The 14,152-nt window shown below is 55.9% G+C and carries 12 protein-coding genes; 2 read left to right on the forward strand and 10 right to left on the reverse strand.

The features are described 5' to 3' along the window. Positions 1-180 precede the first annotated feature (180 nt). From B0G52_RS20150 to B0G52_RS20195, 10 genes are all read right to left on the reverse strand, one after another. Positions 181-834, reverse strand: coding sequence for a hypothetical protein (locus B0G52_RS20150; protein ID WP_094047178.1), 654 nt, complete (start codon positions 832-834; stop codon positions 181-183). Positions 835-1,316: 482 nt separating this feature from the next. Further along, a complete protein-coding gene (locus B0G52_RS20155) occupies positions 1,317-2,603 on the reverse strand; it encodes an adenylosuccinate synthase (RefSeq protein ID WP_094047179.1) in 1,287 nt (428 codons plus the stop codon). Between the two features lie 181 nt (positions 2,604-2,784). Beyond that, on the reverse strand, positions 2,785-4,161 hold the full coding sequence (gene dnaB, locus B0G52_RS20160) for a replicative DNA helicase (RefSeq protein WP_094047180.1): 1,377 nt from the start codon (positions 4,159-4,161) through the stop codon (positions 2,785-2,787). A 4-nt stretch (positions 4,162-4,165) separates the two neighbouring features. Next, positions 4,166-4,609, reverse strand: coding sequence for a 50S ribosomal protein L9 (gene rplI, locus B0G52_RS20165; protein WP_094047181.1), 444 nt, complete (start codon positions 4,607-4,609; stop codon positions 4,166-4,168). Continuing rightward, positions 4,606-6,570 carry a DHH family phosphoesterase gene (locus B0G52_RS20170; protein WP_094047182.1) on the reverse strand — a complete coding sequence of 655 codons (1,965 nt, stop codon included), beginning with the start codon at positions 6,568-6,570 and terminating at the stop codon, positions 4,606-4,608. Before B0G52_RS20170 ends, rplI begins: the two co-directional genes overlap by 4 nt. A gap of 69 nt (positions 6,571-6,639) precedes the next feature. After that, positions 6,640-7,542: a DUF2232 domain-containing protein gene (locus B0G52_RS20175; protein ID WP_233162873.1), complete on the reverse strand. Its 903-nt coding sequence runs from the start codon at positions 7,540-7,542 to the stop codon at positions 6,640-6,642. 11 nt (positions 7,543-7,553) lie between these two features. Next, on the reverse strand, positions 7,554-7,856 hold the full coding sequence (locus B0G52_RS20180; RefSeq protein WP_094047184.1) for a MazG-like family protein: 303 nt from the start codon (positions 7,854-7,856) through the stop codon (positions 7,554-7,556). A gap of 164 nt (positions 7,857-8,020) precedes the next feature. Beyond that, positions 8,021-10,018 (reverse strand): amidohydrolase family protein, encoded by a 1,998-nt coding sequence (locus B0G52_RS20185; RefSeq protein ID WP_094047251.1) that lies wholly within the window; start codon positions 10,016-10,018, stop codon positions 8,021-8,023. 191 nt (positions 10,019-10,209) lie between these two features. After that, a complete protein-coding gene (locus tag B0G52_RS20190; RefSeq protein WP_094047185.1) occupies positions 10,210-10,647 on the reverse strand; it encodes a CBS domain-containing protein in 438 nt (145 codons plus the stop codon). 116 nt (positions 10,648-10,763) lie between these two features. Beyond that, positions 10,764-11,792: an LCP family protein gene (locus tag B0G52_RS20195; protein ID WP_233162856.1), complete on the reverse strand. Its 1,029-nt coding sequence runs from the start codon at positions 11,790-11,792 to the stop codon at positions 10,764-10,766. A gap of 290 nt (positions 11,793-12,082) precedes the next feature. Between B0G52_RS20195 and B0G52_RS35965 the strand changes: the two genes are divergently transcribed. Further along, entirely contained in the window at positions 12,083-13,003 is a 921-nt protein-coding gene (locus B0G52_RS35965; protein WP_198960689.1) for an ABC transporter ATP-binding protein, read from the forward strand. Continuing rightward, a complete protein-coding gene (locus B0G52_RS35970; protein ID WP_198960690.1) occupies positions 12,996-13,952 on the forward strand; it encodes an ABC transporter permease in 957 nt (318 codons plus the stop codon). Before B0G52_RS35965 ends, B0G52_RS35970 begins: the two co-directional genes overlap by 8 nt. Positions 13,953-14,152 lie beyond the last annotated feature (200 nt).

Consider the following 14,152-nt stretch of genomic DNA (forward strand, 5'->3'; position numbering starts at 1 on the left):
AATTCGTTCCCTGACGGTTTTGTTGGCGTTTCATAAGTCCTTATAAATATGAACACCTATCTGAGCACTGAGCAGGCCTAATCTTTGATCTCTACAACACTGTCAAAAACGAGAAGTTTCTCAGCCGCTGTGTGCGGATTTTTCCAGATGAATTGCATTCGCCTGTAGTGTTTGTTGCCATTAACGTCTGCTCCGGTACATTATCTCTTCGTCAGCTATTCCACCTTCATATGGCTTAAACTCAAATACATCACCATATTTGTCAACGAGCTCTTGTTGCATCTTAGAGGAGATATCGGCTTCAATAATTATCTTTTCTTCCCAAACATTCAACCCCGTATTGATATTACCTGGAATATCGTTTGCAACATCAACTTTAATCTTCTTCAACTTCTTGAGACCGTGCTTCGCTTTCTTAACAACAAGCTTATCACCAAGGAGGCTTTTCAGCTCCTGCTTGATTTGAATCATCTCAGGAGTATTCTCATCAAGAATGTTGAGCGTGAATACTGCCTCACCTTTAACGGTGTCGTAGTAGGCACTTGCTTGCTCGTCAAGGGCTTCCATGTTAACCGTTTGATACGGATGAACACCATTCTCATCTTCCGTGGTTAGTGTCAACGGGAAAACTTTAGCGAGAACTGCATCGATCTTTTCATTGTACTCTCTTTGAAAGTAGTACGACGCTTGATCTTCTGCGCTCATCTGTTCAACCACCGCCAACTTCTGCAACTCCAACGGGGATGCAGATGCTTTGTGACCCGCAGGAATATTATATCCTGCTACAGTGACTAGTACGGCTAGGAACAACGGCAATAAGATTTTCTTAAACATAGTAAGGGCTTCAATCCTTTCAATATTTTATTTATAATTTTGTATATATAATAAATTATTTCATATAATTCAATTATTTTCAAATTATATTTGGTCATTAGAATGCGCTCAAACGAGTAGGATGGATCGAACATGTCGGTAATCGGCCAATGTTCATGACATCGACTTTCTAGAGCCGTCGAATAGGTAGAAACTATTCTGTTGGAGGCTATGATCGTTCCGGACCAGCAGTAAATTTCTTTTTTTATTTTCATATACTAAAACACTTTGAACTTCATTTAGTTCCAAAAAAATTTTAAATCTGTTAAATTCACCACTTCAGTCCTAGTATTTGTTGTAGATTCATGTCGATTAAAGTAATGATCTGCCATGATGACGTTGAGGGAGAGGCTACTCAAATAACGGGGTTGAACAGAAAAAAGCCTCAAACCCCTGAGCTAAGCAGGGATTGAGGCTTTTGTTGTGTATGGTCGCTTAACTTATTATCCGTAGATTTGAGCGACCTGGTTCGTCTGCTCGCGGTTGCGGCCGACCGAGAAGATGGCGATCGGAATGCCCGTCAGCTCGGTAATGCGCGCGATGAAACGCTGGGTCGTCTCCGGCAGATCGCTGATCTGCTTCGCTCCGGAGATATCCTCATGCCAGCCCGGAAGCTCTTCGTATACCGCTTCGCATTCCTCAAGCAGCTTGAGATTGGCCGGATAGTGCTCCATCAGCTCGCCGCGGAACTTGTAGGCCGTGCAGATCTTCACCGTGTCCAGACCGGTCAGCACGTCCAACGAGTTCAGGCTGAGTCCGGTGATGCCGCTGACGCGGCGGGCGTGGCGGACGACAACCGAGTCGAACCAGCCGACGCGGCGAGGGCGTCCCGTTACGGTGCCGTACTCGTGTCCCTTGTCGCGAATCCATTGGCCGATCTCGTTGTCCAGCTCGGTCGGGAACGGACCGTCTCCGACGCGAGTCGTGTACGCTTTGGCCACGCCGATGACTTCCCTGATCTTGGACGGGCCGACGCCGGAGCCGATGCACACGCCGCCTGCCGAAGGGTTCGAGCTGGTCACGTACGGATACGTTCCTTGGTCGATGTCGAGCATGACGCCTTGCGCGCCTTCGAACAGCACTTTCTTCCCGGCGTCGATCGCGTCGTTCAAGACGACCGACGTATCGGTCACGTACGGACGAAGCTTCTCGGCCAACTCCAGGTACTCGTTGATGATGCCGTCCGCATCGAGCGCTTCCCCGTTGTACATTTGGGTGATGACTTGGTTTTTGTCCGCGATAATGGCGCGGGCCTTCTCCGCGAACGCTTCCGGCACCATCAGATCGGCGATCCGAATGCCGTTGCGCGCCGCTTTATCCATATAGCAAGGACCGATGCCTTTGCGAGTCGTGCCGATCTTGTTGTCCGCCTTGCGGTCTTCCTCCAAGGCGTCAAGCACCAGGTGATACGGCATAATGACGTGGGCGCGGTCGCTGATCTTCAAATTGTCGGTGGAAAATCCATTGTCCTGAATGTACTGAATTTCTTCCACGAGAGCGGCCGGATTGATGACCATTCCGTTCCCGATGACGCAGAGCTTGTTCTGATTGAAAATTCCGGATGGAACCATTGTTAACTTGTATTTCTTGTTATCTATGAGAATAGTATGCCCGGCGTTATTCCCGCCTTGATAACGGGCGACGACGTCGGCCTTCTCGGCCAAATAGTCGGTAATCTTGCCTTTACCCTCGTCTCCCCATTGCGTACCAACGACAACGACTGTTGACAATGCAATCCCTCCATCCGAATGCGTCTGGCGCACATCGGCATGATAATGCCGCCCGACTATCGCCAATCGCGATCAGGCAGCATGATTAGTTTATCAACTGTACCGAGGGAAGTCAACGCAAAAACGAACAATGCCGCAACCGCCCATATGAATGTTCGGAATTCAGCTTCAATAAACAGGATTATGCGCTGCCGGCATAGGCTTCGCCATGCGATCGGTCCAGACTGACGAATTTGTTGAAGTTTTTCAGGAACACGAGCTCGACCGTTCCGACCGGGCCGTTCCGCTGCTTGGCAATAATGATCTCGATGATGTTCTTCTTCTCGGATTCCTTGTCGTAGTAATCGTCCCGATACAAGAACGCGACGATGTCGGCATCCTGCTCGATCGAGCCCGATTCCCGAAGGTCGGACATCATCGGTCGTTTGTCCTGCCGCTGCTCTACCCCCCGGGACAGCTGGGACAGCGCGATGACCGGCACTTCCAGCTCACGGGCGATCTGCTTCAGCGTACGGGAAATTTCCGAAACCTCCTGCTGACGGTTCTCTCCGGCTTTGCCGCGGCCCTGAATGAGCTGCAGGTAGTCGATGAGAATCATGCCGAGGCCTTTCTCCTTCTTCAGACGCCGGCACTTGGCCCGGATGTCCGACACGGTAATGCCCGGCGTGTCGTCGATATAGATCTGCGCTTCCGATAAGGAGCCGATCGCCATCGACAGCTTCTCCCAGTCGTCGCCTTCCAGATGGCCCGTTCTCATCCGCTGGGCATCGACGTTGGATTCGGCGCAGATGATCCGCTGCACAAGCTGGGCGGCGGACATCTCGAGACTGAAGATCGCCACTGTCTCCGAAGCTCGAACGGCGACGTTCTGCGCGACATTCAGCGCGAAGGCCGTTTTCCCTACGGATGGACGGGCGGCGACGATAATCAAGTCGTTCTTTTGAAATCCGGCGGTCATCCGGTCAAGATCGACGAAACCGGAAGGAATGCCGGTTACGCCTCCCCGGTTGTTATACAGAAACTCGACGCGCTCGAACACTTCCATCAACACATCGCGAATACTGATGAACCCGGTGGACGTGCGCCGGTTGGAAAGCTCCATGATCCGCGCTTCGGCGTCGTTCAGCAGCACGCCCACGTCGTCCTCGGTCGCATAGCCGTTGGAGACGATCTGCGTTGCCGTGCGGATCAGGCGGCGAAGAATCGCTTTCTCTTCGACGATCGTTGCATAGTATTCCACATTCGCCGCCGTTGGAACCGCGTTGGCGAGCTTCGTTAAATAAATAATTCCCCCGACCTCTTCCATCTGCCCCATGTCCTGAAGACGGGAAGCTAACGTAACGAGGTCGATCGGCTGATTGTCGTCGTTCAGAGCCACCATCGCATCGTAGATGCGCTGATGGGCCACGCTGTAGAAATCATCCGACTTCAGACGTTCCATGGCGGAGACGAGAGCTTCGGCTTCCAGCAGGATCGCGCCGAGCACGGCCTGCTCCGCTTCCATATTTTGCGGCGGGACGCGGTCGTACAGCATCGGCTGCTCCACGTTTCCGTTCATCGGATCATTCCTCCACGACTTGTACGCTTAATGTGCCCTTTACGTCAGGATACAGTTTGACCGCGACTTTCGTAACGCCCAGCACCCGAATCGGATCGTCCAGCTCGATCTTTCTCTTGTCGATCGAGATGTTCAGCTTCTCGAGCGCTTCCGAGATTTGCTTGCTCGTAATGGCTCCGAACAGACGGCCGCCTTCACCCGCCTTCGCCTTGATGACGACGGTCATCTCGCCGAGGCGAGCGGCAAGCTCCTGCGCGTCCTTCTTCTCGTTGTCTTTCTTCTTCTGGGCCGAAGCCGCTTGCTGGTTCAACGTTTTCTTGGCGCCCTCTGTAGCGATCTGAACGACCCCTTTAGGCAGCAGGAAATTGCGCGCGTACCCTTCCGACACTTCCTTGATCTCGCCTTTCTTGCCTTGGCCTTTCACGTCTTGCAAGAAGATGACTTTCATTCGAATAACCCCTCTTCCTTCTCGAGTTCTTGTAATACTTGCTTAAGCTTGTTCGTCACTTCCGGAATCGAGCCTTGCAGCTGAGCCGCGGCGTTCGTGAAATGACCGCCGCCTCCGAGCCGTTCCATGACGATCTGAACGTTGATCTGTCCCAGAGACCGGGCGCTGATCCCGACGAGCCCGTCCGGCCTCGTGCCGATGACGAAGGACGCCTTGATCCCCGTCATGTTGAGCAGCGTATCCGCCGCCTGCGCGATCAGCAGCTGCGGCACCTGCTTGCCGGAATCGGCGGCCGCGATCGCGATGCAATTGCGGAACGTCTCCGCATGACGGATCAGCTCGGCTTTGCGGATGTATTCGTCCAGGTCTTCCTTCAGCATCCGCTGAATCAGCGCCGAATCGGCGCCGTTGCGGCGGAGGAAGGAGGCCGCCTCGAACGTGCGCGAGCCCGTGCGGAAGGCGAAGCTCTTCGTGTCGACGGTGATGCCGGCCAGCAGAGCCGTCGCCTCGCGCATGTCGAGCACGACGCGTTCGTGAATATATTGCAGAAGCTCGGTCACCAGCTCGCACGTCGACGAAGCGTAAGGCTCCATATAGACGAGCACTGCCTCGTCGATGAACTCCTCGCTGCGCCGATGATGATCGACGATGACGATCCGTTCGGTCGCCTGAAGCAATCGCGGCTCGGCGACCATCGTCGCCCGATGCGTGTCCACGACGACGGCGAGCGAACGCTTGCCGATCAGGTTAAGCGCCTGCTCCGGGGAGACGAACCGCTTCATCAGCTTCTCGTCCTCCTTCAGCATATCCATCATCCGCTGGATCGAAGGGTTGACGCCTTCAAGCACGATGTAGGCCTCTCTGCCGTACAGCTGCGCCGCCTTCAGCACCCCGATCGCCGCGCCGATCGCGTCCATGTCCGGCATTTTGTGACCCATGACGATAATATTGTCGCTTTCCTTCATCAGGTCGCGAAGCGCGTGGGCGATGACCCGGGCCCGCACCCTCGTCCGCTTCTCCACCGCGTTGCTCTTGCCGCCGTAGAAGCTCTGGCGCTGACCGAACTTGACGACCGCCTGGTCGCCGCCTCTGCCGAGCGCGATGTCCAGACTTCCCTGGACGAGATGCCCGAGCTCGATCACGTCGTCCGAACCGGATGCGAAGCCGATGCTCAGCGTCATCGGCAGCTTCTGTTCGATCGTAATTTCCCGCACGTCGTCCAGCAGCTCGAACCGCGACTGCTCCAAAGCCTTCAAGGTGCCTTGCTTCGTAATGACCATATACCGATCCGACGACAGCCGGCGCAGCAGCAGACCGTACTTCAACGCCCATTCGTTGATCTCCCCGGTCACCTTGGACAGCATGAGCGCGCGCTGCTGCTCATCCATGCCCTGCGCCACTTCTTCGAGATTGTCCATCATGACGATGCCGAGAGCGAGCTTCTCTTCCTCGTACCGCTTCTTCAGCGTAGAGCGTTCGGTAATGTCAACGACGTACAGCACCCGTTCGCTCGCCTTCAGTTGAAGCTCGAACACCCGGCCGCCGATCGTAATCTCGTGACCCGGCTCCTTATCCTTGCCCGACGGCTGCAGCACGGGAAAACTCGCGAACAGCGACTCGCCTACGATCGAAGCTTTGCCAATCACCGTAGACATGTAGGCGTTATGCCACTGGATCTCATGGTCCTCGTCGAAGATCGCGATCCCGATGGGAAGATGGCCGATCACGTCGTTGCCTACGCTCTTGATTCGGTAAGAGAGCGTCAGCACGTAGTCGTCCAGATCCCGCCGGAACGCCTTCTCCGCGAGAATACCGTATACGGCGACGATCCCGCCCAGCACCAGGCCCAGCAACCCGAGCAGCCACTGATACCAGGCGAGAGCGACGGTCATCATGAATATAAGCACCAGCGCCCAGACAATATGCATGCCGTGCCAGCGCTGCACGAGAAACTTGGGCATACCCGCTCCGCTCCCGTCTAATGTTTATCGGAAGACGGCCCCTGCAGGCCCGCTCATCCGACGAACGCCTTATTTCTCGAAATATTTCCGTATAGGAAACGCCGTGTCCAACAGCCCGATGATAAACGCATGAGGTATAAACAAAATCGGCAAACACAGCAGCAGAGAAATCGCCCTCGGCCATTTCTTGACGCTCGTTAAGAAGAAGACGAAACCGATCGCCTGGATCGTGAACGCGAGCTCCAGAATCGGAATGAGATTCGATACGGCGATCCACCAATAGCCGCTCGACTCTTCCGACATGGCATACATGGCAATGATCGCGATCGCAAAATATAGAACCATACTCCTCGGCAGCTTCCAGGTCTTGGCCTGGGGCAACGCCGGGGCGTCGAACGGAACGCTGCGCAGAGAGAGTCGGGACAACCCGTGCGTGACGATCGCAACGAGGAACGACGATACGAGCAGCAGCATCGGAAGAATCGCCATGAAATAATCGACGAACTGGGTCGCCGCATTCGCAGCCCATCCCGCTTCGAACAGATTGGCCGTCTCGAACTGCTTGAAGTTGTCCGCCAGCATGGCCGTCAATTCCGCTTTCATGTCGATATTGGACAGTGCGGAGAAGAGCGCCAACACGAGCAGCATCTGAGCCAGAACGATGACGAAGCCCGCCGTAACGGCCGATCTGGCCGAGCTTCCCCGCTTGTACAGGTGCCCCATGGCGATCGCCGGGACGAGGAAGTACAGAGCCAGCGTCACCAGCATCGTTCCCATGGCCGCGCCCGACAACAGGAATACGGCCAGCCCGATCGGAACAAGGTGCACAACGAACGATCTTAAATCCAACATCGTATATAGAACGACGAAGGGCGTCATGACAAGAAACAAAGTAATGGCATTTAATGGCGTTACCAAGGTTAGCAACAATAATACCGCCGCCGCGCTCCAGGCGAGCGACTTCCAGCTCATCTTCAACCGATTCACCTCTTGCGGATATGTTCGGACAGCTCTGATAGATCCTTGTAATGATCCTCAAGCTGGTGACCTTCTTGTTTAAGTTTGGCTAGCTTGTCCGCAATGGCGCTGTCCAGATCCCGGTACGGAATGCCGAGCCTCCGGCCCAGAATGTACGAGCTGGCGATCAGTCCCGCCAGACTGTCGACGACCCGGGAAGTGCTTCCATCCCAGATTGCTTTGAACAACCGGGACATTTGGTCCACGACTTCGGTTTTCAGCCATTCGATCATGCGCGTTCGAGTCGCTACGTCCAAATCTCGTTCCATCGCTATTCCTCCTATGCTCTTCGACTGTACCTAGATGCATAAGCCCGGAAAGCTGCAAATTCCATTATATCATAACTCCGGCTTCTCTCGGCAAGCAATAGACAGAGAACCCGGCCGCGGGGACCGCAGCCGGGTTCTCCATATTTTCCGCTCGGCATGGCGTCTTAAGCGGTCGTCAGCTTAAACGTCTGCCCGTCCTTCGTCAGCTTCCAGCCGCGGTCCTTCAGCGCCGACACCGGCACGTAGTTCCGCTTTCCGACGGACAGCAGCTCTGTGCGGCTTCCATCCTCCCAGACGAGCCGATGGCCCCGCTCCAGGATCAGCTCTCCGACGGCCGGATCGGGTACGGCTGCCTGCCCGGAAGCCGCTCCCGACGATACCGCAGCCGTCCGTTCGGCCTTGTCCCATTCCACCGAATAGCCTTGCCCTTCCAATGCTTCCAGGTCGACGTAGTTGGAGCCGCGATATTCCAGCAGCGTCAGCTTGCTCTCTCCCCAGAGGAGAGTCGGCCCCTTGGACTTCACGCGCACGAACTCGCTCTTGATCGGCTGGCCGACGCGGATATCCTTATGAAGCCCTTCCTCGTCGAGCGCGACCTGGCCGTTCACGAGCACGTACTCGATTCCCGCGGAGACCAGCTCCGGCTTGGCCACCGTCGAGCGGTCGCTGATCGTGTCGTAGTCGAACACGACGATGTCGGCGTCCATCCCTTTGGCGATGCGGCCCTTCTTCTGCAAGGCGGGCGCTTGCTTCTCCAGCCGCTGCGCCGGAAGCAGCGACATCTTGGCGATCGCATCCGACAGCGAGATGACCTGCTGCTCGCGAACGTAGAGCCCGACCGTCCGGGCGAACGTTCCCGACGCCCGCGGATGGTTGTTGAAGCCCGGCTCCAGAATGGCGTCGCTGCCGATCATGACGTACGGCGCCTTCAGCGAGTCGATGACGTCCTGCTTCGGAATCGCGTATGCGACCGCCAGCTTGCCTTCCTTCTGGTATTTGCGGAACGTCTCCTTCGTCAGCCGCTCCTCCGTCCCTGCGATCTGCAGATCCTCGTAGGAAATGCGGAAGCGCTCCTGCCACCCCTCGTCGAACCTCGCCGAATTCAGGTACGTACCCCAATAATCGTAAGGATAGATGCAAGCGGTAATATCCAGCCCTTCCGCGATCGCGTCCTCTACCATCTGCAGCGACTGCTGCATCGAGAACGTGCCGCCGGTGCTGTTGATATGGTCGATATGTACAGCGGCGCCCGAGGCGCGGGCGTAGCCGATCAGTTCGTTCAGAGCGTCGATGTTCGTCCCCGGTTCTTCCATATCCGAATATCTGGCGTGGAAATAAACCGGAACGTTATACTTCTGCGCCAGCTTCATCAGCGGCAATATTTCCTTGTCGTTCACACCGGGAACGTACTCCAGGCTGAACGAGATGCCGAGCACGCCGTCGTTCAACGCCTTCTCGGCCTGATCCACCAGCTTCTGCGTCTGCTCCGGCTTGGCCGTGTCGTAGCGGCTCAGCTTGAACTGGTTGCGCGCTTGCGTGTAGAAGAACGAAGCCCCGAAATGCAGCGGCGTCCTGTTGCGTTCGTAATACGGGTACCATTTCTCCGGGCTGGCTGTTCCGCCGTGCATGGCGATATTCGCCGTCACGCCGTCGGCGATCTTGTTCCAGACGCCGACCGGGTTCGGATCATAGGATAGATTGTCGATAAAACCAGGCGCTACGATGAGTCCCGTCGCGTCGATGACCCGCTTGCCCTTCAGCTTGCGATCGGTAACGAGCGCGATTTTGCCGTCCTGCACGGCGACGTTCAGGCCCTCCCGATCCAGCTTCGTCTCGGGATTAATGACGCGGCCGCCCGCGATGACGATGTCATACGTCTGCTCCAGCTCGGACGAGGTCGGCGCATCGATCTCCGCCTCGGGCTCCTCCACCGCGGCCGGCTTCGATGCAACCGGGTCAGACGAGCCGTCCGCGGGCTTCGCCGGGTCGTTCCCGGCCGTTCCTTCGCTTCCCGCCAATGGAGAAACAGACGGCCCTGAGCCGCTTCCCCCTGCGAACAGGGAGGAAGCGGCCCATATGCCGCCTGCGATAACAAGCATGGAAAGCGCGATTAGGATCGGATAAATCGTACGATTGCGTGAATTGCCCCGACTGTTAGTCATCGTTCCTCCGCCATTGTCCAATATTTTCCTAGGGCGTGTATGCAACCTCCGAGGATAGCAGATGTTGCCGAATTTTCGTTCCATGCAAGGAACTTTTGTGAAGGCGTACCGGAGGTACGTCAAGCAAAAGTGACGCAGCAGGGGGCGAAAAGGCGGTGATAGATGCCTCTGAGCGGGTTTGCATACACGTCCTAGGCTTCCCTTTTCAGCCCTTTTTCATCCGGCACGACGGTCAGCAATTTCGCAGTATAGTCGATAATGTCGCTGCGGCGCACGATGCCGATGAAGTGATTCATGTCGTCCACCACGGGGACGAAGTTTTGCGTCTTTGCCAAAGAGATCAGATCGACCATGTTCGCGTCGATGCGAACCGGCAAATTATTCAATCTAAGCGGAACTTCGCTGAGCCGTACGCGGTGAAGCTGATCGAAGCTCAAATCCGGATTCGCCTTCAAGTACCAGAGCAAATCCCCTTCCGTAACCGTCGCCTTGTACTCGCCTTTCTCGCTGATGACGGGAACGGCTGTGTACCGGTGACGCTCCATTCGCTCCAGCGTCTGGCGCAAGGTCGCCTCTTCGCTGACGCTTACCACTTCTTGCTTGGGCAGCAAAAAAAACGCGATATTCATAAGTTCGTAAGTTCCTCCTTCGCAGCAACGAAAGACCCGCGAATTCCGGGCGCGGTATTCTCATTATACCACGGCAAGGCGATGCTCTACCATGGAACCCCGCGCTTTTTGTCCGTTTATAGGGAACGATCTGGAGAAGCGCCGGCTGGCGCCGCGTCCTCCTTGCCCGGAACCGTAAGCTGATTTTTCGGCGTCTCCGGGTCGAGCCATGCCGCAACCGTCTCCCGAACGGAGGCAAGATCGTCTTCGTAGACGACGAAGTACCACAGATTTTGCGATCCCATCCGCTTGCCTTCGCCCTTCAGCGTATAGTTCTGGATTTCATGGCCGGTCTGCAGAAATTTCTTGGCCAGATCGTTCATCGCGGAAGGCGGCAAGTCGGTCTGGAAATTGTCGCCGACGATGTCCAGCACTTCCGGGATTTTGTTCCATTGCTGCAGCGATGCAGCCTTGTGAATAAGCTCCTCCAGGAAAACGCGATTCCGGTCGGCGCGAGCCATGTCCCCTCCGGCATCCTCGCGGTACCGGACGTAGTTCAACGCTTCGACTCCCGTGTAGCTGTCCTTGTTCGCCTTGACCGTAAACTTCTCATGGCCGTAGCCTTTGTTGACGATATCTTTGCCGATCGGCAGATGAATGCCTCCGAGCGTGTCGACGACCTGCACGAAGCCTTGAAAATTAATGGAAGCGTAATGGTCGATCTTCGCGTCCAGCAGCTTCTCGACGCTGTTGACGGCCATCTCCGGCCCTCCGAAGGCGTAGGCGTGCGTGATTTTATCCATTTTGTCCTCGCCTACAATGTCGGCATACGTATCCCGCGGGATAGACACCATAAGAACGTTGCCGTCTCCGGGGCGCACAACCGTATAGATCAGCGTATCCGAGCGGCCGCGCTCCTTCGCCCTCGCGTCCACGCCCATCAGCAGCATGCTGAACGGCTTCTCCACTTCCGGCTCCTCCACGATCGGCCGGTCGGTTAACGGCTGGTAAGAATTCGCGAAGCTCGACTCCACTTTATCCGACAGAAAAATATCGTACCCGAGCGCCGACAAAGCCCCCCGGTTCGCGTAACCGATGCCCGCCAGGACGATCAGCAGCGCGGCCGAAATGGCGACAATTTTGTGCCAACGACGCAGCTTGCGCATACAACCTCTCTCCTTCTCCTATCTGTGTTTGGTCTATTTGATCTATCTCTCTCTGTTCAGCCAGACCCCTAATATACGATCCTCGAATAAGGATTGTTACATATAAACCTTAAACTTTCATGAAAACCATTGAATCGCTGCCACGCGAACCAACATTCACCTGCGTTTCCGGCGAGTGCCGACCCCGACTAAAGTACGGGCGCCGAACTCATCCCAAGGCCATTTTTCGGACGTCCCCTCCGCGGTATACTTCAACTCATGCGCAGTACTTTGAGGAGGATTGAACGAAGATGAAAGAAGCGGTTTTACAGCTTCGGAACGTAACGAAAACCATCGGCAGACGCACGATCGTCAGCGATCTGTCGTTCGACATTCCCGCTGGGGAGGTATTCGGGTTCCTCGGGCCGAACGGCGCGGGCAAAACGACGACGATCCGCATGATCGTCGGCCTGATCTCGATGACCAAGGGAGAAATTACTGTTAAAGGCGTGTCCGTGCGCAAGCAGTTCGAACAGGCCATGACCCATATCGGCGCGATCGTCGAAAATCCGGAAATGTACAAGTTCCTGTCGGGGTATCAGAATCTCGTGCACTTCGCGCGGCGCCACTCCGGCGTCACGAAGCAGCGGATCGACGAAGTCGTGCAGTTGCTCGGCTTGCAAAACCGCATTCATGAGAAAGTGAAGCGCTATTCGCTCGGCATGCGCCAGCGGCTCGGCGTCGCGCAAGCGATTCTGCACAAGCCATCCGTGCTCATTCTCGACGAGCCGACGAACGGTCTCGATCCGGCGGGCATTCGCGAGCTTCGCGATTATTTGCGCAAGCTGACGCAGGAGGAGGGCATTGCCGTCATCGTCTCCTCTCACCTGCTGTCGGAGATGGAGCTGATGTGCGACCGCGTGGCGATCATTCAAGGCGGCAAGCTGATCGACGTCCGCTCCCTGCAGGAAGCGAAAAATTCCATGCAGACCAAAATCGTCGTGGAATCGAGCGACATCGAATCCGCCCATCGGCTGCTGTCCGGAGCGTTTAATCATCAGGGCGTCACCCTGGTCGGGGATCGGATCGAGATTACGGCCGACCGCAGCCTTATCCCGGATATCGCGAGATTGCTCGTGAAGGCGGGACTGGACGTGTACGGCATTCATGCGACGCAGCAATCGCTTGAGGATCAGTTCTTGGAAATTACCGGAGGTGAGATGGTTGTCTAGCTTGGGGAATTTGATACGGAACGAAAATATGAAAATATACCGCCGTCCCCGCACGTGGCTGATGGTCGGCTTCCTCGTGCTCGCGTTGGGACTGATGAGCGGATTGATGAAGTGGGACGAGAGCCGGAGCTCCGGGGGCGATTGGAAAGCCGGCTTGACACAGCAGAACGCTCATTATCAGCAGCAGATGGCGGATAATAAAGATCTGGACTCCGATTACAAGGAGTACCTGACGAAGGAAATCAAGATTAACGAATACTACCTGGCCAACGACATGAATCCCCATGCTCTGTCGCTCTGGGATTACGTCAACAGCTCCGCCGCGCTCGTCATGCTGATCACGATTCTGACCGTCATTGTCGCGGCCGACATGATCGCCGCCGAATTCACGTGGGGTACGATCAAGCTGCTGCTCGTAGGTCCGGCCTCCCGTTCGAAAATCATGCTGAGCAAATATATCTCGACGATGACGTTTGCCCTGCTGCTTCTCCTTCTCTCTTTCGCGCTCGCCTTCGGGGCCGGAGCCGTGCTGCAAGGTTTTGACGGGCTCAGCCTGCCGCATCTGAACGTAGGAGCGGACGGCGTCGTCCACGAGAGCTCGATGGTCGTCAACTCGCTGCAGAAATACGGCTACGCCGTCATTTCGCTGCTGATGTATGTGACTCTCGCGTTCATGATCTCCGCCGCGTTCCGCAGCTCTTCGATGGCAATCGCCTTCTCGCTGCTGTTCATGCTCGTCGGCAACACGGTCACGATGCTGCTGAGCGGCTACGAGTGGTCGAAGTATCTGCTGTTCGCCAACATCGACTTGACGCAGTATCTGCCCGGCAACTCTCCGCTTCGGCCAGAGATGACGCTCGGCTTCTCGATTACGATGCTCGTCGCCTACTACGTCGTCTTCCAGCTTATCGCTTGGACTCTGTTTACGAAACGGGACGTGGCTGCATAGAGAATCCAGTCGGGCGGGCTTATTGGCCTGGGCCGGACTCGGGGGTGAGTGATAAGCGCACCGGGCGAGCTTAACGAACATTTTTTTCGATGTAGCATCGAAATGGAATGAGATTCGTTCATATTGAAGCATCTTCGAACACCATCAAAACTTCCTCGTAATCTACCGGAAGCGATGTGGTAAAGCATAGCCTGTAGGTC

It is taken from the genome of Cohnella sp. SGD-V74 (assembly GCF_003001675.1).
Classification (GTDB): Bacteria; Bacillota; Bacilli; order Paenibacillales; family Paenibacillaceae; genus Cohnella.

Coding starts and splice junctions, on each gene's coding strand:
- B0G52_RS20150 (WP_094047178.1), bottom strand. CDS start 834: ATGTTTAAGAAAATCTTATTGCCGTTGTTCCTAGCCGTACTAGTCACT.
- dnaB (WP_094047180.1), bottom strand. CDS start 4,161: ATGAACGGAAACGTGGAGCAGCCGATGCTGTACGACCGCGTCCCGCCG.
- rplI (WP_094047181.1), bottom strand. CDS start 4,609: ATGAAAGTCATCTTCTTGCAAGACGTGAAAGGCCAAGGCAAGAAAGGC.
- B0G52_RS20170 (WP_094047182.1), bottom strand. CDS start 6,570: ATGCCCAAGTTTCTCGTGCAGCGCTGGCACGGCATGCATATTGTCTGG.
- B0G52_RS20175 (WP_233162873.1), bottom strand. CDS start 7,542: ATGAGCTGGAAGTCGCTCGCCTGGAGCGCGGCGGCGGTATTATTGTTG.
- B0G52_RS20180 (WP_094047184.1), bottom strand. CDS start 7,856: ATGGAACGAGATTTGGACGTAGCGACTCGAACGCGCATGATCGAATGG.
- B0G52_RS20185 (WP_094047251.1), bottom strand. CDS start 10,018: ATGACTAACAGTCGGGGCAATTCACGCAATCGTACGATTTATCCGATC.
- B0G52_RS20190 (WP_094047185.1), bottom strand. CDS start 10,647: ATGAATATCGCGTTTTTTTTGCTGCCCAAGCAAGAAGTGGTAAGCGTC.
- B0G52_RS20195 (WP_233162856.1), bottom strand. CDS start 11,792: ATGCGCAAGCTGCGTCGTTGGCACAAAATTGTCGCCATTTCGGCCGCG.
- B0G52_RS35965 (WP_198960689.1), top strand. CDS start 12,083: ATGAAAGAAGCGGTTTTACAGCTTCGGAACGTAACGAAAACCATCGGC.